The organism is Segatella copri DSM 18205, assembly GCF_025151535.1.
GTDB classification, from domain to species: Bacteria; Bacteroidota; Bacteroidia; order Bacteroidales; family Bacteroidaceae; genus Prevotella; species Prevotella copri.
Genome location: NZ_CP102288.1, coordinates 2,689,348 through 2,712,567, shown reverse-complemented (window position 1 = coordinate 2,712,567; position 23,220 = coordinate 2,689,348). Strand labels below are relative to the sequence as shown.

At 47.2% G+C, this 23,220-nt stretch carries 17 protein-coding genes and 3 pseudogenes; 15 read left to right on the top strand and 5 right to left on the bottom strand.

All coding sequences use genetic code 11. The annotated features are described in order from the left end of the window. Nucleotides 1-51 precede the first annotated feature (51 nt). The gene (locus NQ544_RS11440) at nt 52-750 is read right to left on the bottom strand and encodes an SIR2 family NAD-dependent protein deacylase (RefSeq protein ID WP_006848157.1); all 699 of its coding nucleotides are present in this window, start codon (nt 748-750) and stop codon (nt 52-54) included. A 174-nt stretch (nt 751-924) separates the two neighbouring features. Here NQ544_RS11440 and bamJ (NQ544_RS11435) point away from each other — a divergent pair, with 174 nt between their 5' ends. From bamJ (NQ544_RS11435) to NQ544_RS11405, 7 genes are all read left to right on the top strand, one after another. Continuing rightward, on the top strand, nt 925-1,527 hold the full coding sequence (bamJ, locus tag NQ544_RS11435) for a BamJ family beta-barrel-assembly machinery protein (RefSeq protein ID WP_006848156.1): 603 nt from the start codon (nt 925-927) through the stop codon (nt 1,525-1,527). A gap of 85 nt (nt 1,528-1,612) precedes the next feature. Next, nucleotides 1,613-2,488: a BamJ family beta-barrel-assembly machinery protein gene (gene bamJ / locus NQ544_RS11430; RefSeq protein WP_006848155.1), complete on the top strand. Its 876-nt coding sequence runs from the start codon at nt 1,613-1,615 to the stop codon at nt 2,486-2,488. 36 nt (nt 2,489-2,524) lie between these two features. Continuing rightward, nucleotides 2,525-3,496 (top strand): BamJ family beta-barrel-assembly machinery protein, encoded by a 972-nt coding sequence (gene bamJ / locus NQ544_RS11425; RefSeq protein WP_006848154.1) that lies wholly within the window; start codon nt 2,525-2,527, stop codon nt 3,494-3,496. Between the two features lie 287 nt (nt 3,497-3,783). Further along, nucleotides 3,784-6,162, top strand: a complete 2,379-nt coding sequence (locus tag NQ544_RS11420) for a glycoside hydrolase family 3 C-terminal domain-containing protein (protein WP_006848152.1) — start codon at nt 3,784-3,786, stop codon at nt 6,160-6,162. A gap of 190 nt (nt 6,163-6,352) precedes the next feature. Continuing rightward, nucleotides 6,353-6,820 (top strand): Lrp/AsnC family transcriptional regulator, encoded by a 468-nt coding sequence (locus NQ544_RS11415; RefSeq protein ID WP_006848151.1) that lies wholly within the window; start codon nt 6,353-6,355, stop codon nt 6,818-6,820. A gap of 68 nt (nt 6,821-6,888) precedes the next feature. Continuing rightward, nucleotides 6,889-8,637 (top strand): fused gamma-glutamyl-gamma-aminobutyrate hydrolase/peptidase, encoded by a 1,749-nt coding sequence (locus NQ544_RS11410; protein ID WP_006848150.1) that lies wholly within the window; start codon nt 6,889-6,891, stop codon nt 8,635-8,637. Nucleotides 8,638-8,641: 4 nt separating this feature from the next. After that, the gene (locus tag NQ544_RS11405) at nt 8,642-9,670 is read left to right on the top strand and encodes a M28 family peptidase (protein ID WP_006848149.1); all 1,029 of its coding nucleotides are present in this window, start codon (nt 8,642-8,644) and stop codon (nt 9,668-9,670) included. A gap of 286 nt (nt 9,671-9,956) precedes the next feature. Here the strand turns inward: NQ544_RS11405 and NQ544_RS11400 are convergent, their stop codons facing one another. After that, complete coding sequence (locus NQ544_RS11400) at nt 9,957-10,595, bottom strand: DUF4294 domain-containing protein (protein ID WP_006848148.1); 639 nt, start codon at nt 10,593-10,595, stop codon at nt 9,957-9,959. Nucleotides 10,596-10,787: 192 nt separating this feature from the next. Here NQ544_RS11400 and NQ544_RS11395 point away from each other — a divergent pair, with 192 nt between their 5' ends. From NQ544_RS11395 to NQ544_RS14035, 7 genes and pseudogenes are all read left to right on the top strand, one after another. Next, complete coding sequence (locus NQ544_RS11395) at nt 10,788-12,905, top strand: helix-hairpin-helix domain-containing protein (protein ID WP_006848147.1); 2,118 nt, start codon at nt 10,788-10,790, stop codon at nt 12,903-12,905. A gap of 115 nt (nt 12,906-13,020) precedes the next feature. Beyond that, nucleotides 13,021-13,950 (top strand): glycosyltransferase family 2 protein, encoded by a 930-nt coding sequence (locus NQ544_RS11390; protein WP_006848145.1) that lies wholly within the window; start codon nt 13,021-13,023, stop codon nt 13,948-13,950. 117 nt (nt 13,951-14,067) lie between these two features. Further along, nucleotides 14,068-14,448: an ISAon1 family transposase N-terminal region protein gene (locus NQ544_RS11385; protein ID WP_006848144.1), complete on the top strand. Its 381-nt coding sequence runs from the start codon at nt 14,068-14,070 to the stop codon at nt 14,446-14,448. Then, a complete protein-coding gene (locus tag NQ544_RS11380) occupies nt 14,414-15,460 on the top strand; it encodes an ISAon1 family transposase (protein WP_153088815.1) in 1,047 nt (348 codons plus the stop codon). Before NQ544_RS11385 ends, NQ544_RS11380 begins: the two co-directional genes overlap by 35 nt. A gap of 142 nt (nt 15,461-15,602) precedes the next feature. Beyond that, nucleotides 15,603-15,899 (top strand): annotated as a pseudogene (locus NQ544_RS13995) (helix-turn-helix domain-containing protein); the annotation flags it as partial. Nucleotide 15,900: 1 nt separating this feature from the next. After that, nucleotides 15,901-16,476, top strand: a pseudogene (locus NQ544_RS11375) (magnesium chelatase subunit ChlI family protein); the annotation flags it as partial. A gap of 190 nt (nt 16,477-16,666) precedes the next feature. Beyond that, nucleotides 16,667-17,519, top strand: a pseudogene (locus tag NQ544_RS14035) (reverse transcriptase domain-containing protein); the annotation flags it as partial. Between the two features lie 116 nt (nt 17,520-17,635). Here NQ544_RS14035 and NQ544_RS11360 read toward each other — a convergent pair. Both NQ544_RS11360 and NQ544_RS11355 read right to left on the bottom strand, forming a co-directional pair. Continuing rightward, nucleotides 17,636-18,067: a hypothetical protein gene (locus NQ544_RS11360; protein WP_006848138.1), complete on the bottom strand. Its 432-nt coding sequence runs from the start codon at nt 18,065-18,067 to the stop codon at nt 17,636-17,638. 112 nt (nt 18,068-18,179) lie between these two features. Continuing rightward, the gene (locus NQ544_RS11355; protein WP_006848137.1) at nt 18,180-20,588 is read right to left on the bottom strand and encodes a TonB-dependent receptor; all 2,409 of its coding nucleotides are present in this window, start codon (nt 20,586-20,588) and stop codon (nt 18,180-18,182) included. Nucleotides 20,589-20,771: 183 nt separating this feature from the next. Between NQ544_RS11355 and NQ544_RS11350 the strand changes: the two genes are divergently transcribed. Beyond that, nucleotides 20,772-21,524 carry a transposase gene (locus NQ544_RS11350; RefSeq protein WP_006848136.1) on the top strand — a complete coding sequence of 251 codons (753 nt, stop codon included), beginning with the start codon at nt 20,772-20,774 and terminating at the stop codon, nt 21,522-21,524. A gap of 149 nt (nt 21,525-21,673) precedes the next feature. On the opposite strand, the gene NQ544_RS11345 is transcribed toward NQ544_RS11350, so the two are convergent. Then, a complete protein-coding gene (locus tag NQ544_RS11345) occupies nt 21,674-23,215 on the bottom strand; it encodes an LTA synthase family protein (RefSeq protein WP_006848135.1) in 1,542 nt (513 codons plus the stop codon). Between the last annotated feature and the right edge of the window lie 5 nt (nt 23,216-23,220).

The following is a 23,220-nucleotide window of genomic DNA, read 5'->3' as shown; positions in this document are numbered from 1 at the left end:
TCAATGGATGCTTCCCCGTTTGCTTTTGTTGTTTATATATTCTGAATGTTTTTATTTTTCCAATATTTCCTTCAGTTCCTTCATACCATCTGAAGCCCCTTTCATGATGTGCTCTATCTTGTAATATCCATTGGTGTTTACGGCACCCGGGTCTATCAGATAGATAGGAATGTGAGGCTTGGTATAAGAAATCAGACCTGCAGCAGGATAAACGTTGAGTGAGGTTCCGATAATGACGAAGATATCGGCTTGCTGTACAGCTTCGGCTGCCGGCTCAATCATAGGAACGCTTTCGCCGAAGAAAACGATAAATGGGCGCAACAGGCTTCCATCTCCAGCTTCGGTTCCCGGTTTTACCTCGCAGTCATCCTCAGGTAATTCCTTGATGTAGCGATAGTCGTAAGGGTCGCGTGAAGAGCAAACCTTTGACAGTTCGCCATGCAGATGGATTACATTCTTGGAACCTGCCTTCTCATGCAGATTATCTACATTCTGGGTGATTACCGTCACATCGAAGTCTTTTTCCAGTTCCTTGATAAGTTTATGTCCCTCGTTAGGTTGCGCAGCATAGAGTTTATGGCGCAACATATTATAGAAGTTTGTTACTAGGGTAGGGTCAGCTTCCCATCCCTCATGGGTAGCTATCTGTTCTACAGGATAGTTTTCCCATAATCCATCATTGCCACGGAAAGTTTTGAAACCACTCTCCACAGACATGCCTGCACCGGTTAAAAATACGAGTTTCTTCATCTTATCACGTTTTAATTATTCATATTTTCTTAATCTTTTTATTAAGAATGCACAAATTTAGCAATTTTTCTGCAAATAACATCGTTTTAAGCGAGAAAAATGTTATCTTTGCACTCGTTTTAAGGACAAAAAGTACATTTTAAGATTATTAATACATTATTATAAATAAATTTTATGGATAAAGTAAGTTATGCTTTGGGCATCGGCATCGGTCGCCAGTTGGCTTCTATGGGTGCAGAGAGTTTGAATATTGATGATTTTGCACAGGCCGTAAAGGATGCCATCGCAGGTAAGCTTCAGCTCGGCGAGCAGGAGGCTCAGGAGTTGGTACAGAACTTCTTTGCTGAGCAGGAGGCTAAGGCTCAGGCTGCTGCTGCCGAGAAGGGCAAGGTTGCTAAGGAAGCTGGTGAGAAGTTCCTCGCCGAGAACGGCAAGAAGGATGGTATCATCACTACTAAGAGCGGTTTGCAGTATCAGGTTTTGCGTGAAGGTAATGGCAAGGCTCCTAAGGCTACCGATCAGGTTGAGTGCCACTATGAGGGAACGCTTATCGACGGTACTAAGTTTGACAGTTCTTACGACCGTGGTCAGACTGCTACCTTCCCATTGAACCAGGTTATCGCTGGTTGGACAGAGGGTCTTCAGCTCATGACCGAGGGTGCCAAGTTCCGTTTCTTCATCCCTTATCAGTTGGGTTATGGCGAGCGTGGTGCTGGTGCATCTATCCCTCCATTCTCAGCCTTGATTTTCGATGTAGAACTCGTTGCCGTTAAGTAATCTGTTAGTAGATATATTTAAACGAAGTAAAGGCAATCCTGGAATATAATAGATAAAAATAAAGATTTAAAATATAAATAAGGAAATGAAAAAGTTATTTTTCGGAGCCCTCGTGGCTTGTGCTGCTGCTACATTTGTAGGTTGTGGCAATTCTACTCCTAAGGCAGATCTCAAGACTGATGTAGATACTATGAGCTATGCTATGGGTATGTCTCAGACTCAGGGTCTGAAGGAGTTTATGGTAGAGCGCATGGGCGTTGATACTGCTTACATGGATGATTTCATCAAGGGTCTTAACGATGGTGCCAACGCTGGTGACGACAAGAAGAAGGCTGCTTACTATGCAGGTATTCAGATTGGTCAGCAGATCAGCAACCAGATGGTTAAGGGCATCAATCACGAGGTATTCGGTGAGGATTCTACAAAGTCTATCTCTCTGAAGAACTTCATGGCTGGTTTCATCACAGGTACTACAGGCAAGAAGGGCTTGATGACAGTTGAGCAGGCTGCTCAGATAGCTCAGGCTAAGATGATGGCTATCAAGGCTAAGAACATGGAGAAGGAATATGGTCCAAACAAGGTTGCTGGTGAGAAGTTCCTCGCTGCCAACAAGAAGAAGCCAGGAGTTGTTACTCTGCCTTCAGGTGTTCAGTACAAGGTAATCAAGGAGGGTAACGGCCCTATGCCAAAGGATACTTCTATGGTTAAGGTTAACTACGAGGGTAAGACAATCGACGGCAAGGTATTCGATTCTTCTTTCAAGCGTGGTCAGGCCGTAGATCTCCGTGCTAACCAGGTTATCAAGGGTTGGACTGAGGCTTTGGTTCACATGCCAGCAGGTTCTGTTTGGGAGGTTTACATTCCTCAGCAGTTGGCTTATGGTGAGCGCGAGCAGGGTCAGATCAAGCCATTCTCTGTATTGATCTTCAAGATTGAGTTGATTTCAGTAGGTGGCAAGTAATTTTTGTGGGAACTCATTTTTATAGAGGACTTATAAATGAAGAAAATATTAATGACAGCACTCGTCCTCGTGGCGGGTGCTTCTTTGTTTACAGCTAGTGCTGCAAGCAAGAAGAAGGTTAAGAAGGCGGCTACTCTTGTTGAGTTGAAATCATCAGCCGATTCTTTGAGTTATGTAGCTGGTATGAATGCCACTCGTGGACTGATTCCTTATATCCAGCAGAGTTTTCAGGTAGATACTGCCTATATGGAGAATTTCCTTCGTGGTTACAAGGATGCGCTTGCCATGGGTATCAATCCTCAGACCGTAGCTTATTCTGCAGGTATGGAGGTTGCCAAACTGGTAGAGAAGCGCGTATATCCTGGCACAAAGGAAGAGTTGAAGAGCACAGGCGATTCTATCAGCCATGCTATGTTCCAGAATGGTTTTATCGCAGCTTTGGCTAATGATACAACATTCTTTACCTCTAAGGCTGCTGCCGATTTCCAGAAGGAAGCTTTGGCTGGTGCCGGCGAGAAGTTCCTTGCTGCTAATGCCAAGAAACCTGGTGTAAAGGTGTTGCCTAGCGGTTTGCAGTATAAGGTGATTACCGAAGGTCATGGCGAGGTGCCTAAGGCAAGCGATGAGGTAGAGGTTATCTACGAGGGTCGTCTGATTGATGGTACCGTTTTTGATGCTACATCCAAGCATGGTGGCAGCAAGACAGATAAGTTCCGTGCCAATGGCTTGATCAAGGGTTGGACCGAGGCGCTTACTCTGATGCCTGTGGGCAGTAAGTGGCAGGTTTACATTCCTTACGAGTTGGCTTACGGCGAGCGTCAGGCTGGTCAGATTCCTCCATACTCTACTTTGGTGTTCGATCTTGAGCTGGTTAGCATCGTAAAGCCAGAGGTTAAGCCAGAGCCTGCTGGCGAACAGAAAGAAGATGCAGCTGCAGTAAAGAGTGCCGACAAGAAGGTTGTTAAACCTGCAGCCAAGAAAGTTGCGCATTCAAAGAAGAGAAAGTAATTACTGAATTCATGTCAACAAGTAATTACTACTAAAATATAATAAGGTAAGAGCCAAGGATAGAGTGTTATCTTTGGCTCTTTTGTTTCTTTTACGTTTGTGTTTGTTGCTTTTGCATAAAAAACGGGAAAGCGAATCTGTTAGTTCCCTTATTTGCATTATCTTTGCAGAAGATAAACTGCACTCGGCAAAATATTCAAGCAAGCTTGATATTCTGCGCTCGTTTGCATTATCTTTGCACATGATAATAAACAACTTCAATAATCATTTTTTTAACCTAAAAGATAATGATGAAACAAATTACAACAACCGTATGTGCAACTGTGCTGATGGCTAGTTGCTGTAACATAAACAATACGGAGCAGCAAGTGAACCAACAGGTAGATGAACTCTACAACAGAATGTCACAGCCAGAGCGTATCGCTCAGTTGAGAAGTGGGTATATGGATGAGCTTTTTGATGCGGAAGGCAATTTGGATACCGTCAAATGCAAGCAGCTCATTCCTTATGGTATTGGACATTTTTCTCAGTACGCCAGTCAGGAATTGGTTGATGCCAATTTCTTGCGAAAGCGTGTGGCTGTTGTACAAGATTGGTTGATACATCATACCCCAAATGGTATCCCGGCTCTTTTTCACGAGGAAGTTCTTTCGGGTATCAATACGCAAGATGCAACAGTCTATCCACAGCAGATAGGTCAGGCTTGCTCATTCAATCCAGAGTTGGCAGAGCTCAAGACTTTGCAGACAGGTACCGCTCTTCGCAAGATGGGTGGCGTATTGTCGCTTTCCCCTATGGTAGACGTCTGCCGTACTCCAAGTTTTAATCGTCTGGAAGAATCATACGGTGAGGATGGCTATCTTTCTGCCGTTATGGGTACTGCTTTTGTCAAGGGTCTTCAGCAGGGCGACCTCAAGAAGGGAGTGGGAGCTTGCTCTAAACACTATCTGGGATATGGTGGTGGCGGTGATGCTGATGAGAAGGAGATGATGGAAGATATCCTTTTGCCTCATGAGACGATGATTCGTCTGGCAGGTAGCAAGGCTTTGATGCCGGGTTATCATGCTGTTCATGGTACCAAGTGCGTGGCAAATAGTGAGATCCTCAACGATATTTTGCGAGATTATCTCGGATTCGATGGAATGGTGGTGAGCGATTATACTGCCATTGACCAGTTGCCGGGACTAGATACTCCTCTTCAGAAAGCTGTGGCTGCTATCAATGGTGGCAATGATGTTGATTTCCCTAGAGGTGAAAATTATCAGTATTTACAGGAAGCCTTGGATAAGGGACTTGTTAAGAAAGAAGTCTTTGAGCGTGCTGTAAAGGATGTTCTGCGTTATAAGATTCGTGCAGGACTGATGGATAAGAATCCATATCTGTATAGTGCGGAGGATGTAAAGCTTGATACTAAGGAAGAACGGCAGACGGCTTACGATATTGCCAGCCAGTCTATCGTCTTGTTGGAGAATAATGGTGTTTTGCCTCTTGTGAAGGAGGCTGATGTTAACAGCGCCAAGCAGGTTAAGAATATCTTGCTTACGGGTCCTAATGCCAATTCTATCTGGGCGATGTGTGGTGACTACTCTTTCCCTTCAATGTTCTATTTCTGGCAGAGTTGGAAGAAAAAGTGGGATGATAGCCACTTGCCACATATCGTTAAATTGCTAGAGGCAATGCAGGCAAGTAAACCTGAGGGTATTAATATAAAGTATTCTCGTGGTTGTGACTGGACAGAGGAGATAGAGACCAAGTTTGAAGAGTCTGGCGATAAGCGTGCTTGGGAGTATCAGCTCCTGCATCGCAAGGTTGATTCTGGCGAGAAGGCAGACAAGGCAGAAGCTTTGGCGATGGCAAAGGAAAGCGATGTTATCGTTGCTGCTGTAGGCGAGAATGTGATGCTCTGTGGTGAGAACCGTGAACGAGATGGTCTCAAGCTTCCTGGTAAGCAAGAGGAATATGTTGAGGAACTCTTGTCTACGGGTAAACCTGTAGTCCTGGTAGTCTTCGGCGGTCGTGCGCAGGTTATCTCCAAGATAGCCAAGCGTTGTGCAGCAGTCATCCAGGCCTGGTATCCTGGTGAAGAGGGTGGTACAGCTGTGGCTGACATTCTTTATGGCAAGATTTCACCATCTGCCAAGCTGAGTGTCAGCTATCCTAATACTGAGGTTTATGAGCCTATCTGCTATAATTATTCCACCCGTCAGGATGCCCGTGTAGAGTGGCCTTTCGGTTATGGATTGAGCTATACAACCTTTGCCTATAAGAACTTGCAGGCTGTTAAGGAACTCTCTACGGCTTCAGAGTCGAGCAATATCTACTTTGAGGTTACCAATACGGGTAAGGTTCGTGCCGATGAGATAGCGCAGGTATATCTGTCGCCAACTCAGAGCAACCAGCAGATTCATCCTATTCAGTTGCAGGGCTTTACCCGCATCTCTCTCAATCCTGGCGAAACCAAGAGAGTATGCATCAAGTTCTATACTGATCAGTTTGGTTATTATTCTCATCGAGGCAATCGTCAATGGAACATAGCTCCAGGAACGTATGAACTGAAGATTGGAGCCTCTTCTCAAGATATCCGTCTTAAGCAGCAGATAGTATTGACGGGTGATAAAGTGGTGAAACCTTTGCGTGATCATTACTTTTCCGAGGTTATCAGATAAGCGTATGATTTTTCTACTAAAAGTAGCAAAATGCCAAGGTTTTTGGTTAAAAACAGTATAAAAAACAACAAAATGCACGGATATTGCAAAATATTCGTGCATTTTGTTTGCAGTTTCAATAGATTTTATTAATTTTGCTATCTGGTATAGCAAAGTACCTTATAAATAGAATAATATAAAACAAAACGAAATGGAGAAAATAGACAATCTAGACAGAAAGATTCTCGGCATCCTTTCCAAGAATGCCCGTATTCCTTTCAAAGACGTAGCCGCAGAATGTGGCGTGTCTCGCGCTGCCATCCATCAGCGTGTTCAGCACTTGATGGAGGATGGTTTCATCACCGGTAGCGGTTTTGATGTAAACCCTAAAAGCCTGGGCTATTCTACCTGCACTTATGTAGGCTTGAACTTGGAGCGCGGTAATATGTATAAAAAGGTGGTAGAGCGCTTGCAGAACATTCCTGAAATCGTAGAGTGCCACTTTACAACCGGTTCATACACCATGCTGATCAAGCTTTATGCCCGCGACAACGAGCAGCTCATGGATCTGCTCAACAATAAGCTTCAGGCTATCCCTGGTGTGGTTTCTACCGAAACGCTTATCTCTCTTGAGCAGAGCATCAAGCGTGAGATTCCTGTACTTCTCGATGAAGATTAATAAGAGTCTCCATACCTGAGTACGATTTTTAGAAGATCTTGAATCATTATTTTTTGAAAGATAAACAAATGGAAACATTTGACTTAGAGTCGCATCTCCAGGATGCATACTCTAGATTTCCCGAAGCGAAGCATCAGCCTGTAATTGGCCTTACTGCCAATTATGAAGGTATCGATGCTACGCTTCGCGACCGTTATTATAAGCAGGTAATAGCGGCTGGCGGTACGCCGGTCATTATTCCTCCTGTTGCCGATGCTCAGGTCATCGTCAATACCCTGGAGCATCTTGATGGATTGATTCTGACGGGTGGCGGTGACCATAATCCGCTGTGGATGGGCGAAGAGCCTTCTCCCCGTCTTCACAACATCAATCAGGAACGTGATGCTGCCGAACTGATGATTACCCGATTGGCTTTCAACCGCCAGATTCCGATGCTTGGCATCTGCCGGGGCATCCAGACCCTCGCTATTGCACTGGGCGGAAAGGTGTGTCAGGATATCAAGCAACTGGTAAAGCACAGCCAGGATGCCGACCGTACCGAACCTACCCACATCGTAGAAATCAGGAAAGATTCCACCTTATATAATATATATAATAAGGAGAAGATCTTTGTCAACTCGTTCCACCATCAGGCGGTAAGCGAGCCAGGCACTCATCTGCGCACCATCGCCAAATCTTCTGACCATATTATAGAGGCAGTAGAGAGTAGCGAATATAAGCAGATTCTCGGTGTGCAATGGCATCCGGAATGGCTGGAAGAAGAAGGATTGAAGATTTTCCAATGGCTGGTTAATCAGGCTAACAACTTTTATGCAGCCAAGCAGTTGCATAAGCGCATCCTTACGCTCGATACCCATTGTGATACTCCAATGTTCTTCCCTCAGGGCATCAAGTTTGATCATCGCGATTCCCGCATCCTGGTTGATCTCCATAAGATGACCGACGGTCATCAGGATGCTACCACGATGGTAGCTTACCTGCCACAGCCTCAGATAGGCGAGAGCTTCAGCAGCAAGGTGGCTTTCGATGTAAAGGGACCTGCGCAGTATGCCGACCTCATCTTCGACAAGATAGAAGAGATTGTGAGCAAGAACAGTCAGTATCTCAGCATAGCCCGCACTCCTGCCGATCTTTATAGCGATAAGCGGAAGGGCAGAAAGAGCATCATGCTCGGCATCGAGAACGGTCTCGCCCTGGAGCACGATATCAGTAACGTGAAGCATTTCGCCCAGCGCGGCATCGTTTATATCACGCTTTGCCATAATGGCGATAATGATATCTGCGATAGTGCCCGCGGCTGCAATACCCATAATGGTGTGAGCAGTTTTGGCGAGAAGGTGATTCATGAGATGAACCGTCTGGGCATCATGGTAGATTTGAGTCATGGTGGCGAGAAGAGTTTCTACGATGCACTTGATATCAGCCAGACGCCTATTGTCTGCAGTCATAGCAGCAGCCGTGCGCTCTGCGATGTGCCTCGTAATCTGACCGATGACCAGATGCGTGCCCTCGCAGCAAAGGGTGGTGTGGCTCATACCACGCTCTATCACGGATTCCTGCGTAAAGAGGGTGAAGCCGACATCATGGACGCTATCGCCCATCTTGAGCATGCCATCGATGTGATGGGTATCGACCACGTAGGTCTGGGTACCGACTTTGATGGAGACGGCGGCATCCGGGGGCTCGCCGACTCTTCTGAACTCATCAATTTCACCCTCCAGCTGTTGCGCCGCAAATATAGCGAGCAGGATATTGTCAAGATTTGGGGAGGCAACTGGCTCAGAGTGATGACGCAGGTGCAGAACTTTAAACATTAATGTTATGACGAAGAAAATGAAGATAATTTTAGGCTTGGTAGTTGCTGCCGGAGTGGTAGCTGGAGCTATCAGCTATAAGAATGCCAACACCAGTTCGCCGGAAATCCAGGAGGTAGAGGAAGCAGAGAAGCTGAATCCTGTAGGTCCTGCCTTTAATGCCGATTCGGCGTTGGCTTATTGTGCCGCACAATGCGATTTCGGCCCTCGCGTCATGAACAGCGAGGCGCACGACAAGTGTGGCGAATGGATTGTGAGCAAGTTCAAGCAGTTTGGTTGTGAGGTAGAAACCCAGAAGGCTGACCTCAAGGGCTATGATGGTACCATCCTGAAGAATACCAATATCATCGCCCATTACAACCCGAAGGCTGAAACCCGCATCTTGCTCTGTGCCCATTGGGACAGCCGTCCTTGGGCGGATAACGATCCCGACAGTACCAATTGGCGCAAGCCTGTAATGGCTGCCAACGATGGAGCCAGCGGAGTAGCCGTCATGTTGGAGATTGCCCGCCAGCTGCAGGCTGACAAGAAGCTGAATCCTAACATCGGCGTAGATTTCGTATGTTTCGATACCGAAGACTGGGGAACACCTCAGTGGGCTGATGTTCAGGACGATGGCGATACTTGGGCATTGGGTGCCCAGTACTGGAGCGAGAACAAGCCTGAGGGATATAATCCACGTTTCGGAATCCTCCTCGATATGGTGGGCGGACAGGGAGCCAAGTTCTATCGTGAAGGCATGTCTATGCAGTATGCGGGTGGCATCGTGAAGAAGGTTTGGGCTGCAGCCCGTCAGGCTGGTTTTGGCTCTTACTTCCCTAAGAGCGATGGCGGAATGATTACTGATGATCATATTCCGGTCAACGAGAAGGCTAAGATTCCTACTGTAGATGTGATAGCTTATTATCCAGACTGCCAGCAGAGCAGTTTCGGTCCTACCTGGCACACCGTGAGCGATGATATGGCTCATCTGGATAAGAATGTGCTTAAGGCGGTTGGTCAGACCATGATTCAGGTGCTTTATACTGAGGAATAGGTGGGCATCCCATTCGAATATAAAAGGAAATGTTCCTAGGAAAAGTTGTTGCTTTTCTTAGGAACATTTCTTTTTTCAGCCTGTTTAAATCTTCGTTCATAGACGTTGAACCGCCGTTCAGTGTCTTTGAACCGACATTCAATGTCTTTGAACGGCGGTTCAATGTCGATGAACGGAGATTTCTTCTGCTTGTATCAACAAAAAAACTTAGGTATAAAAGCAATTCCTATTGACTGGAAATGCTTTTATACCTAAGTGTATGGGCTTTCTGAATAAGATGAGCTGGTTAAATCTGCCCCGATTCTACCTGTCTTACCACTCTTTCTGTTAATCTGTCAACGCCGTTCGGGTCGTACTTCTTGTTGAGGCTGGCACCGAAGAGGCTTGCAAATGCCTGATAGAATCCGGCACGGATAGGACCCAGGAAGGCTTGAATCAGGTGATAGGATGAGGAATTGCATTCGCGATACACCAGTTTGATGCAGAGTTTACCCTGTGCATAGGTGAGTTTCTTCATTCTTGGGGTATATTCCTGTTTGATACCTTTCTCCACCAGTTTCATGTGTGCATCCTTTGCCTTCTTGTTAGGCAGCGTTTCCAGATAATCACCCGTTTCGATGATAATCTTTCTTACCTCTTTGGCTATCGGCAGCACCTTCTTGATGTTGTATACCAAACGGTTGTAAGCCATTCGTTCCTTGGCGTTCTTGAATACCGGCTGCGGATAAACGTACACGTTGTTCACCTGAACATATTGCACGCTGTCATGATCCAGGAGCACTTTTCCTACCTTCACCATCGGTTCAAAGGTAGGAGTATCCATGTCCACCTCCCTGTCTTCAGGGTTGTCGCCATCGGTCTGCGCCATGGTTTGCAGGGTGATGCAGAAGAGCATAGCCAGTAAAAAGCATATTTTCTGTTTCATGTAAATCTCCTCAAAGTTCTTTGTCCAGCTCCTTTTCTTCGTGGAGCTTCTTCTATATATAAAGAGGTGTAAGCCCCTTTGTGTTACTAATTACGCCGCAAAATTACAGATTATTTCTCAAATTGAGAAAGATTCTTGGCTTTTTCTTTCTCTTTTTCATATTTTAGCAGTAACTTTGTCTTAATTTAATAAATGAAGTGCCTACTGCAGATGAAGCATGCCCATTCCATAACATCCCTCTTGTTGAAACTGTTTCTTGTAGGCAGCTCCCAAATCTTCTGTGCCTCATGGGCTCAAGCCCAATCTTCCTCTCTTTCAGAACTGGGCGCTGTGCCCGAAGATTCTCTTTCCGCTTTGCCCCCTTGGCAGCAACTGCTGTCCGACCTTTCTTCATCCGAAGATTTTGAGCAAGTAGCCTGGCAGGACTATGAAGAAGATTTGGAGGAGATGGCGCAGCATCCCGTCAATCTGAATACGGCAACGAGAGAAGAACTGGAGCGTATGCCGTTTCTTACTGCATCGCAGGTAGAAGACATCCTGTTCTATATCTACCGCTATGGACAGCTGAAGAGTATGAGCGAGCTTACCCTGATAAGCAGTATCGGCTGGTACCAGCGCCAGCTGATGAGTTGTTTCTTCTATGTGGCCGATGACGGGAGCAAGCCGGCTTTCCCCAGTCTTAAAAACATCGCCCAGTATGGCAAGCACGAGGTGATGGGCATGCTGAAGGTTCCTTTTTATGAGCGCAAGGGCGATGCGAGCGGAACCGACGGCTATCTGGGTTATCCTTACAAGCACGTACTGCGCTACCAGTTTCGCTACGGCAATTCCGTCAAACTGGGATTCGTAGCTTCTCAGGATGCCGGCGAACCATTCTTCGGAGGCAGGAACACGATGGGTTACGACTTCTATTCCTTTTATCTTCAGGTAAAGAACCTGGGCAGGTGGAAGAATATCACCCTGGGCAGATACAGACTGAACGCAGGATTGGGACTGATACTCAATAATGATTTCGGCTTCGGCAAACTCTCAGCCTTAACCTCCTTGGGCAGATCATCTTCCTGCATCATCCGCGGTCATTCTTCCCGTTCTTCAGCCAATTATCTGCAAGGCGCAGCAGCCACCTATACCTTATTAAAGGGCCTCGAACTGACCGGCTTTCTTTCTTATCGCCAGATAGATGCTACGCTTTCTGCTGGCGGCGGGGGCATCAAGACCATCCTGAAGACCGGTTTGCATCGCACGGTGAATGAGATTGCCAAACAGAAGGTAGCATCCAATACACTTGTGGGAGGCAACATCAGTTACCGGCATCAGGGCTGGCACATCGGAGGTACAGCCTTTTATACCTCTTTCTCCCTGCCGCTCACGCCCAATAAAAGCCAGCTTTACAAGCGTTTTGCTCCAGAGGGGAATGCCTTCTGGAATGCCAGCATCAGCTATGGTTATATCTCCCATCGCCTCACTCTCTCCGGCGAAACGGCTACGGGCGATTGCGGTTCCATAGCCACGCTCAATGCAGCCTCCTATCTCTGTTCCGATCATTTCACGCTCATGGCTCTTCACAGGTTCTATTCTGCCCGTTACTATTCTCTCTTCAGCAACAGCTTTTCCGAGGGGAGCGATGTGCAGGATGAAAACGGCGTATATCTGGGCTTTACCTGGATTCCTGCCCATCATTGGAGCATCACAGCCTATAGCGATTTCGCCTATTTTGCCTGGCCTAAGTATCAGACCAGGGAGAGCACTCAGAGTTGGGATAATCTGGTGAATATTCTCTTCCAGCCCTCAAGAGTCCTGACGGTAGGAGGAAGGTTCCGTTATAAGGATAAGGCGGGAACCACGATCGGCCGTCTGCGCCTCTATACCACAATAGTCCAAAAACGATGGAGCGCCAAAACCAGTTTCGACTATACGATGAGCCAGGCGGAAAGCACGATGAAGAATGAGGGCGATGAGCTTAGTAAAGGCTATATGGTGAGCGAGCATATAGGATGGGAATGGAAATGGAAGAAGCAGTTGAAAGGAACGTTGAGAGGCTGTCTGGGCTATTTCCATACTTCCGATTTCGCCTCCCGTATCTATGCTTATGAGCCTGGTCTGCTCTATCAGATGAGTTTCGGCAGCTACTACGGCGAGGGCATCCGTTACGCCTTGGTGGCACGCTCTGAGATAGGTTCCCATCTGCTGCTTATCGCCAAATTGGGTACAACCGATTATTTCGACCGTTCTCACATCTCTTCTGGTTTGCAGGAAATCTCCCGCTCTTCGCAAACCGATCTGGAGATACAGGTAAAGTGGAAATGGTAAGAAAGAATGGAGAAAAACGGGAAATATATATCAAGAATAAAAAATATTAAACGTTTTTCTTGTTTAAATAGAAAAAATGAGTTACTTTTGCATCTAAATAAATACTGGCTTACAAATGAAGATATTGATAGTTATCCCTTGTTATAACGAGGAAGAAGTGCTGCCTAAGACCTTAGATGTGCTGGGGGCATTGATCAGAAAGATTAAGAAAGAGACTGATGCCGACACAGAACTGCTGCTTGTCGACGATGGCAGTCGTGACCATACTTGGCAGATGATTTCGGATGTTGCCAAGGAACATGGATATGTGCATGGCATCAAACTGTCGCATAACCGGGGCCATCAGAATGCGCTCTGGGCAGGTATGGAAGCTGCGGTAGACCATTGTGATGCGATGGTAAGTATCGATGCCGACCTGCAGGACGATGAGAATGTTATCGTGGATATGGTGCGCCAGGTGCAGGAAGGCAAGGATATCATCTATGGTGTGCGCAAGGAGCGCAAGACCGATACCTTCTTCAAGCGCTTTACCGCCCAGGCTTTTTATAAGTTGATGCAGAGTGTGGATAAGGAGACGGTTTACAATCATGCCGATTTCCGCATGATGACCAACCGCACCCTGAAGGCGCTGATGCAGTATTCAGAGCGCAATCTCTTCCTTAGAGCCATTGTACGCCAGTTGGGTTTCCGTGAGGGATTCGTCTATTACGACCGCAAGGCTCGTGAGGCGGGTGAGAGTAAGTATCCGTTTACCAAGATGCTGAGTTTCAGTATAGATGGCATCACCTCGTTCTCCGTAGCCCCTCTTAGGTTTATCACCTTCCTGGGTTTGGCGATGACTTTGGTAGCAGTCATCATGATAATCTTTGCCTTGGTAGAATATTTCCAGGGCAAGACCATTCAGGGCTGGACCTCTATGCTTGTTTCCATGTGGTTTATCGGTGGCATCATCACCACGGGTGTGGGCATTACGGGTGTTTATATCGGCAAGATTTATACCGAGGTGAAGCGTCGCCCACGATACTTCATCGAAGAAAGAGTATAATCTTATCGAAGAAAGAAAATAAGAAGAATATCAATGGGTCACTTGCAAAAGCGTGTGGATAGCATAGCACAATAAAAGCAAGCAGGTGTACGTTTATAGAGTAAACGTTAGAACAAAATGGAACAGTATAGACTCTTAGCGGAATGCCTGTTGCCAGCCCGCATGCTTGACTGGTTTGACTTGAAGACTGTACGTGTCGAGAAGAAAGGTGACACACAGGTGATTCACCTTTATCTCGATGAGAACGAGCAGAAACCTGACGACGGAGAAGACCTGCGCCCCAATGGATTTACACGCGAAAGTGTGTTTCACGACTTTCCGATTAGAGGTCATGAAGTACTGCTTCACGTGCGCCGTCGCAGATGGCTTGATGCAGATGGTCACAACGTGATGACCGAATGCAATCTCATTCAGGAGTCCACCCGCTGCTCAACCGAGTTGGCGGATTTTTTAAAAGAAGCGTTTGGAGACGCACCCTATAACGGCCCGTTCGTTTGAGGATGACTATCACATAGACGGTGATGAGTATGGCAGAGCCTACAAGGACCACCTAAGCGGCTATCGTGAATGGTCTGAACTAGGCCATGCTGACGAGTGGCTCATCTTCCCAGAGAACATAAGTCCTCACGTCAGCATAGATGAGACATGCTTGTCCACGGGAGAGGTATACACAATAGCCTCGAACAAGGATGCACATGGTCGCAAGGGATGCCTTATTGCTGTAGTCAAGGGCACTAAGGCAAAGGATGTCATAAAGGCATTGATGAAGATACCAGAAGCGTTGAGAATGAGCGTGGAAGAGGTTACTCTCGACTTCTCTGAGAGTATGCACAACATAGTAGAGAAATGCTTTCCGAAGGCTATGCGTACGCTCGACCGGTTCCATCATCAGCAGTTTTGTCTTGAAGCCTTGCAAGAGGTACGCAGAGAGTATAGGCGTGAGCAGATGACACTTGATGCCCATGCTAGGGAAGAGCACCGTCTGATGATGCGCCAGCTGCAGGAGAACGATGGTCCATTTGTGGATGAGGAGGGCAATGCCATAAGGCGCAATGCAAGGTACTATCCCGAAAGACTTGAGAACGGAGAGACTCGTGCAGAACTCCTTGCACGCAGTAAGGGGCTACTTATGATGTCACCCGAGAAATGGACAGACACACAGAAGGAACGTGCAGAAATACTGTTCCGTGAGTTTCCGGACATAAAGACGGCTTTCTCGCTTACCCACTCTCTTCGAATGATTTTCTCGCAGAGGTGTACTAAGGAGCAAGGTGCTGTCAGCCTGCATTCATGGTACTCGAAGGTCGGTGAGTTCGGCAACAAAGCGTTCAATGATATTGCTGCCGCCATGTACGACCGTGAGGATGAGATCCTTAACTATTTTGTCAATCGCTCTACCAATGCATCAGCTGAATCCCTCAATGCAAAGATCAAGCATTTCAGAGCACAACTCAGAGGTATTATTGACCGTAAGTTCTTTCTCTTCAGACTAATGAAGATCTATGCCTAATCCACACACTTTTACTGGTGACCCCTTTTTTCCACAATTATTTCATGTTGATATGATTATTCGTGGATTATCGTGAATAATCGGAATCAGCATGGCATCATTGAGTTCCTTTGCAGCCGAATCACTAAAACTGTGATAAATTATGGAAAAAGAAATTCTGACATTCAACGACCTCCCGCAGGTCGTCGCCCAGCTTCGGGATGAGGTGATGGGCATGAGAGCCATGCTGACCAGACAGCAGGTAGAGAGTAGTAAACCCGTAAAGGAGAACCGCCATAAGCCAATGACTGTGGAAGAGGCCATCGAGTACACGCACATCCCCAGGGGAACGATGTACATGAAACTGGAGGACGGCACCATCCCAGCCACCAAGCCTGGCAGAAGATGGATCTTGTATCAGGATGAGCTTGACAAGTGGCTGGAGACCACGCGCAGGAATACCGCTCGAAGACCGCAAGATAAGCGTCTCTCGCATCCGTTTCAACGTAGAATACCCAGCCAACTTCATGCTTGTAGCTTCGATGAATCCCTGCCCATGCGGCTATTACACCCATCCCACCAAAGCCTGCGTCTGCAGTCCGGGTCAGGTGCAGAAATACCTTAACCGCATCTCCGGTCCGCTACTCGACCGTATCGACCTGCAGATAGAAGTTATCCCTGTACCTTTCGAGAAGATGGCCGACTTGCAGCCTGGCGAGCCAAGTGCCGTGATTCGTGAGCGAGTGATCCGTGCCCGTCAGATTCAGGAGCAGCGCTATGCAGGTATGCCTGGTGTACACTGCAATGCCCAGATGAACAGCAAGCTGCTCCGCCAGTTTGCCCAGCCCGACGAACGGGGTCTCCAGTTGCTAAAGAACGCCATGCACCGCCTCAACCTCTCCGCCCGAGCCTACGATCGTATCCTCAAGGTGGCTCGCACCATAGCCGACCTGGAGGGCAGCGAGCAGATTCAGTCGCACCACCTGGCAGAAGCCATCGGCTACCGCAACCTCGACCGCGAGGACTGGGCAGGGTAAAGTGGAATACCATAAATATGTTAGTGATCGTACGTTACTATATTGACAAAAAAACACCCCAAGAGATACTGAACATTGTACCTCAAGGGGTGAATTTGATCTGGAACATGATGTCGCATCACATCCCAAGCCATTAAACGAAATCTAATACACATTTCATTTACCTTCTGTTCACAGAACAGCTATTAATCCAATTGTAGTTGACCGCTTTGTTCAACAGGCGATAAGCCAGGTGCTGATGGAAGAATATGAACCACTGTTCAGCCCCAACAGTTTCGGCTTCCGCCCCAACTGTAGCGCACAAGATGCCATACAACGAGTGCAGCAATATGCAGAAGAAGGTTACCGCTATTTCGTGGACTTGGATTTGGAACGTTTCTTTGATACGGTCAACCATAGCAAACTCATACAAGTATTATCGGAAAGGATAAAGGACGGCCGAGTAGTTTCGCTTGTCCATAAATACTTGAATGCCGGAGTGATGGTAAGACATAAGTACGAGGAAACCACCGAAGGAGTCCCGCAAGGTGGACAACTGAGCCCAATATTGAGCAACGTCATACTGAATGAGCTTGATAAGGAACTCGAGCGTAGGGGACATCCTTTTGTCCGCTACGCAGATGATCACTGTGCACAAGAAGAGTAAGGAGCAGTTCCTTCGCGAACTGAAATCCATTACCAAGCGCAGTAACGGCAAAGGTTTATCGTGGTTGAAGAACCGCTTGACGGAATACATCCGTGGTTGGATAGGATATTACTATCTGGCAGATATGAAAACATTTCTCCAAAGAACGGAGGAATGGTATCATAGACGCATACGGTGTTATATCTGGAAATGTTGGAAACGAGTCCATACTCGTTTCACGAACCTCATGAAATGTGGTATTGGCAGATGGAGGGCATGGCAATGGGCAAATACCCGCAAGGGGTATTGGCGCATAGCGACGAGCCCTATTCTAAAGTGTGCCATAACGAACGATGGACTTGTTAGGCAAGGTTATCCCTCACTTCTTGGCATCTATACCAAATTGCATAGCAATTAGAGAACCGCCGTATGCCGAACGGCACGTACGGTGGTGTGAGAGGTCGGAAAACGAAAGTAGGAAGAAAACTGCTTCGTTTTCCTCCTACTCGATTTGCATGACGGGCATGTCATACATTAGAACTTTATGGAAAGTTCTGCATTTGCCAAGCTGTAATTATGCTTGTCGAGCGTACGGTCGTTGACGAGCGCATACTCTACAGACAGCTTCAAATTCTTCGTGAACAAGTAGTCGGCACCCACTTCATAGAATGTTTTTGCTGCGTTCCATTCCCCATTGCTCCTATACAGATCATACCTTGCCTTTACGTTAATCTTGTTTGCAACGATCGGTGCTATGCCCAATGCATAGAATCCGTCAGCCTTATTGCCGTTTTTCGACAGATTGCAGTCTGTAGCACTTGCTTCATCGGAGTCTGTTAACGTTTTTGCGAAAGCATTGCCGGTGGAGTGGATATACTCTGTTCGGAAAGTCCAGCCATTCGAAACATAGTCGGCGCTGATGGTGTAACGTGTGCAGCAGCCGTAGCCTGAAATTATAGCCCGCATCGCTCCCTCAAAACAGACACTCTGCACTCAGAGATAAATCAAAAATCTGACAAAGCGAATTAATAGAACCCACCTAAAGCCTTTTGACGGTGGGAATTAATAGAACCCACCATTAGAAGCTGATGCGGTAGTACACGTTTGGCAGTGAGATGCCTGAGTCGTATGTCTCCACAGTGTTCTTCTTGTAGTTGTAAGTGTTCTCGTAAGGCACTTTTTTCTGCAAGAGGTTGAGACCTTCGAAGGCTATGGTGTGGTTGCACTTCTTGCCTGTTATCTTGTAGCTGATGGTGAAGTCTACGATGCATGCAGGGTCGTACTGCTCAGAGAAAGCCTTTGTCTCGTCGTACACGACATCTGGTCTGCCAGCCTCGTAGTTCTGTTGGCTTGCCGTCACATCGGCAGGAGTGTATCTCTGACCGCCTTGCAGGGTGACTTTGCCGTTGACACTCAGCACGTTCTGCTTTCTCTTGCCGAGCATCCATTCCTTACCGCCGAGCACCTTAACCATGAAGGTACGGTTGTAGCGTGAGTCGCGCCATATATTGTCGCCACCCTTGTACTCTGACTTGTAGAGCGAACCGTCCACCATCCAGTAGTAACCCTTGTGCATGTATTGCTCCAGTGCGACGTCTATGCCATAGTTGCGTCCCTTGCCTTTGCTCACGAGCTCGCGCTCCTCGTAATAATAGCGGCGGTTGATGGTGCAGTAGCTGCCGTCTTCAGTCACGGGAAGGTCGAAGAGGCTCTGGTAGTATGCCTCCACGCGTAGGTTGAGCTGGTCGTTGAATCGGTGGATGTACGAGCCGATGATGTGGTGAGCCTTGCTCAGTTTGAGGTCCTTGTTTACAAAGCCCTCATTTTGGTCATAGACAAAGTATGTGTCCATCTTCTCTGTCTTGCTGTGCATGCCGTAACCCACAGAGAACTGGTTCTTCTCGTCCGGATTCCACTGGAAGGCTGCACGTGGCTCAACTGACACGTCGTCGTTGAGGCGGAAATACTGGGTATTCAGACCAAAGGTGAAGGTAAGCCAGCGGCTCATGTTCCACGAGTTGGCTATATAGGCGTTGAACAGGCCAGTGTGGCTGTCGGCTGTATAGATTGATTGTGCAGGCATGGCGGCTCCTACCTTTGGGGCCATCTTGAGGTCGATGTCGAAGAAGTACTCTGTGTATGTGGCACCAATCTTGGACTGGAACTTAGGGCTGAAACGCTTCTGCACATTCGTTGTGGCTGTAAACTGCGAGTTGTTCTGGCGCATCCTTATGTAGGGCAGGCAGTTGCCGAGCTTGTTGGCCTGGTTGGGCTGTCCGTCATAGTAGCTCTGGTCTCCATCGTTCTTGAAGTAGGAGGCTGCTATGGTGCTGTTGATGTTCCAGTTCTTGCCGAGGTACGCCTTGTGGTTGACGCCGCCAGCGAGCATTGTCTGATTGCTGACCGTGTACTCCTGGTCATACATGCTCTCCCACTTTGAGGGGTCTTCGAGCTCGAGCCAGTACTTGTCCTTCAGTCCTACTCCGAAGACGGAGAATGTGCCAGCCTTCTTTGTCGGGAAGTTGAGCTTGAAGTTGAAGTCCTGGAAGTCGGCCTGGTCGCCGTCGAGGGAGAGGAGTCCTATCTCACGGGCGATGGTGGTGACGGAGTAGCGGTAGTTGACGAGGTAGGATGCTCCTGTCTTCTTGCTTATGGGGCCTTCCGATGTGCCTTCGAGGCCCAGCGTGCCTATCTGGAGCGCATGGTGGTAGCTGTCGTTGTCGCCTGCGCGCATTCTCATGTCAAACACGCCTGAGAGGGCATTGCTGTACTCGGCTGTGAAGGCTCCGAGGTGGAAGTCGGAGTTGTCGAGAACATTGGAGTTGAGTGCGCTGACGATTCCTGTGCCCATGTTGAAGGCGTCGGTGAAGTGGTTCGGGCTGAAGATCTCCACGCCCTCAAGTCGCCACTGCATGGCCTGCGGCGCATTGCCGTGCACCGACACGCCGTTGTCGTTGCTGTTGCCAGCCACACCGGCAAAGGCTGTGACGAGGCGCGCCGGGTCGCTGTATCCTCCTGCATATCGGCTTGCCTCTTCCATGCTGAGCATCCTCGCCCCGACAAGAGCCATCTTGTTCACAGCGCCTTCCTTGCTGATGCGAGGCTTCACCACTACTTCTCCCAGCTCGTTCGAGCTCTCGCTTATGGGGACATTGATGACCACCTCCTTGCCCTCCGTAACGAGAATCTCGGGGATGACGGCTGGCTGGTAACCTATGTACGAAGCTTCAATGGTGTAACGGCCTGTTGTGAGACCTGTTATCGAATATTTGCCGTTCATATCTGTCACGGCAGCTTTCGATGTCTCCTTCACCTTGATCGTTGCGCCGATGATGGGCTCCCCGTTGTCAGCGTCTGTCACAACGCCTTTGATGGTTTGTGCGTTCGCAGTTGCGACGGAGAGTGCAACAAAGGCCGCAAGCATTGATTTTTTAAGGTGGGTTATATTGATTACCACCTTAATTCGTTGTGTCTGTGAATGTCTCATATCGTTTATTTCTTTTGTATGTGAAATTATAAAATATTGTATTTACCCTTAATTCCGCAATACTTTGATTTAACTTTATTTATAAGTTCCTGAGCAACAAAAAGTTACTCAGGATTTTGCCATGTCAGATTTTTCACTTATCTTAGTGTTGCAATTCAAAACAAGCGTAAATCGTAACAAGACATGGCAAAGATACAAATAAAATCTGAGAAACTCACTCCTTTTGGAGGAATTTTTTCTATTATGGAGCAATTTGATGCTCTTTTAGCTCAAACCATAGATTCCACCTTGGGATTGAGATGCACTATGTTTGGTTATCAATATAGCGAAATTCTACGCTCTCTGATGTGCGTATATCTTTGTGGCGGCTCATGTATTGAGGATGTTACAACTCACCTGATGAACCATTTGTCTCTTCATCCAACTGAAATCAACGGTATTGAGTTTGAGTTGAATTCTATCCTTGTTGAGAAATGGAAAGGAAAACCGTATCGTCTTGTCATACAGAGACAAAGGCGAATAGAGGGAGACCTTGACATTTGGGAAGGCGAATATACCTACAGATGTATACTGACTAACGATTACAAGTCGAGTGCAAGAGACATTGTGGAATTCTACAATCTTCGTGGTGGCAAGGAACGCATCTTCGATGACATGAACAATGGCTTTGGCTGGAATCGGTTGCCAAAATCGTTCATGGCACAGAATACTGTATTCCTGCTTATGACAGCTCTCATCAGAAACTTCTACAAAGCTATTATGCAGAGATTGAAAACCCATGAATTTGGATTGCGTGCCACCAGCAGAATCAAGACCTTTGTGTTCAAGTTCATCTCTGTTCCTGCAAAATGGATTAAGACGTCACGTAGGCATGTATTGAACATTTATTCAGACAACTATGCTTATGCCAACCTGTTCAAGACAGACTTTGGTTAAAGGCCATGCTTTTCTGGTTAAACCGGCGTATTACCTCAAGTCGCTTTATGGGGTAAGGGAATTTTGTGTTTACGACGTTTCTGTTATGCCCAAGGAATATGTACAATAAAAGAATTTTTGTCGTTTTACAAGTAAATTCCCACGAAACCCTATAGGTTGCGGATTTGAGGTTTTATAATTTTGTCGTAACGAATCAGAAAATCCGAGATGCGATGGGCTTGGGTGAGTCGCTTGATTTCCTTTTCCGGTACATTACCTGTCGTTTCTACGTTCATATTATCTGAACCTACAGCAGCAGGATATTTGCGAGGATCAAAGATGCTCTGCCCCATACCTTTCCATTTGTAGTGATCCAGATGCATCAGGTTGAGGATGGTAGGATATTGGTCAACCTGTCCCATCACCTTATTATATATTCCACCTACAGGAGCGTTTACAACTATGAAAGGAGTAAACTGCTTGTCGCTTACGATGCCTTTGGCGGCTGGCGATTCGCAGATAGGTTTGCGGTCGGCAGCAAGACCTTCGTGGTCGCCAATTATCACAATCATCATATCCTTGTAGTCCGGGCGACTCTTCAGATAGTCGAGGAGGATGCCCAAACCGTGGTCGGTATAGTTGGCCATGATCATGAAGTCGCGCATCTTTTCCGGATAATCGCCTTTAAAATGAATGCGCTTCAGGTTGTCGGGCAGGATGAATGGGTTGTGACCGGAGTAAGTTACAATCTGCAGATAATTACTTTTTCCCTTCTTCATGATTCCGCCTTTCTTGAGCTTTGCCACAATCTGCTTCATGAAGGATACATCGCCCAGTTTCTTGCGGCTGCCCACTTTCTCATCGTTCACCCACTGGTCGTTGAAGAACATCTGGCTGATGCCGAAGCTTTCTGCCACCACAGACTGGTTCCAGGTGATAGGCTTGTCCACCGTCATCAGATAAGAACTCAGGTCGGGATGCTCTTCCTTCATCGCCTTAACCAATGAAGGATAGTGGGTAAAAGGAAATTGCATAGCGTAGCATCCGCTCATCAGCGGCAACAGACCTGTGCTTACCAGAAGCTGTCCGTCTATGCTGCGTCCGCCTTTCACCTGAGTGAGAACGTGTGGAGCATAGAGAGTATGACTGTCGGCGATGTAACGGTTCAGGTTTGGAGTGATTTCCTTACCTTCTACCTTTCGGTTGATTTCCCAACTTTCTAGCGATTCGCAGAAGATGACTACTAGGGTTTTCTTCCTGGCGATACTGTCAGCGAGTGGCTGATAGGCTGGTTGATGTTTCATCCAGTTATCAATTTCTGCTTTTATCTTAGGGGTAAATACCGTTTTTTGTTGGTTCGCTTCGTGTATCAAATTGCCAAAGATGGTGTACATTGGCACTTTGCAGGTGTACATGTTGGCATTATCCAAGTTATAGAATGCCTTTTCTGGTCCTCCTTTAGCAAAGATTAAAATAACAGAAAGCAGGAATGCTGCAAGTGTGGTTAAGGCATATTGCTTGATTCGCAGGGCGTAAGCTCCTCGCTCTCTTCCAGACGCTTCTGCTCCTCGGTTCTTTCTCTTATGAAGAGAATAGATGCAGATAAGTGTAGATAGCGGGAGTAAGGCATCTATCCATCTCATCGAGTCAATCACACTCGCCGTAAAATCGCTCAGATTGCTAGCCAGCAGATAACTTTCCAGAGGTATCATCGAGT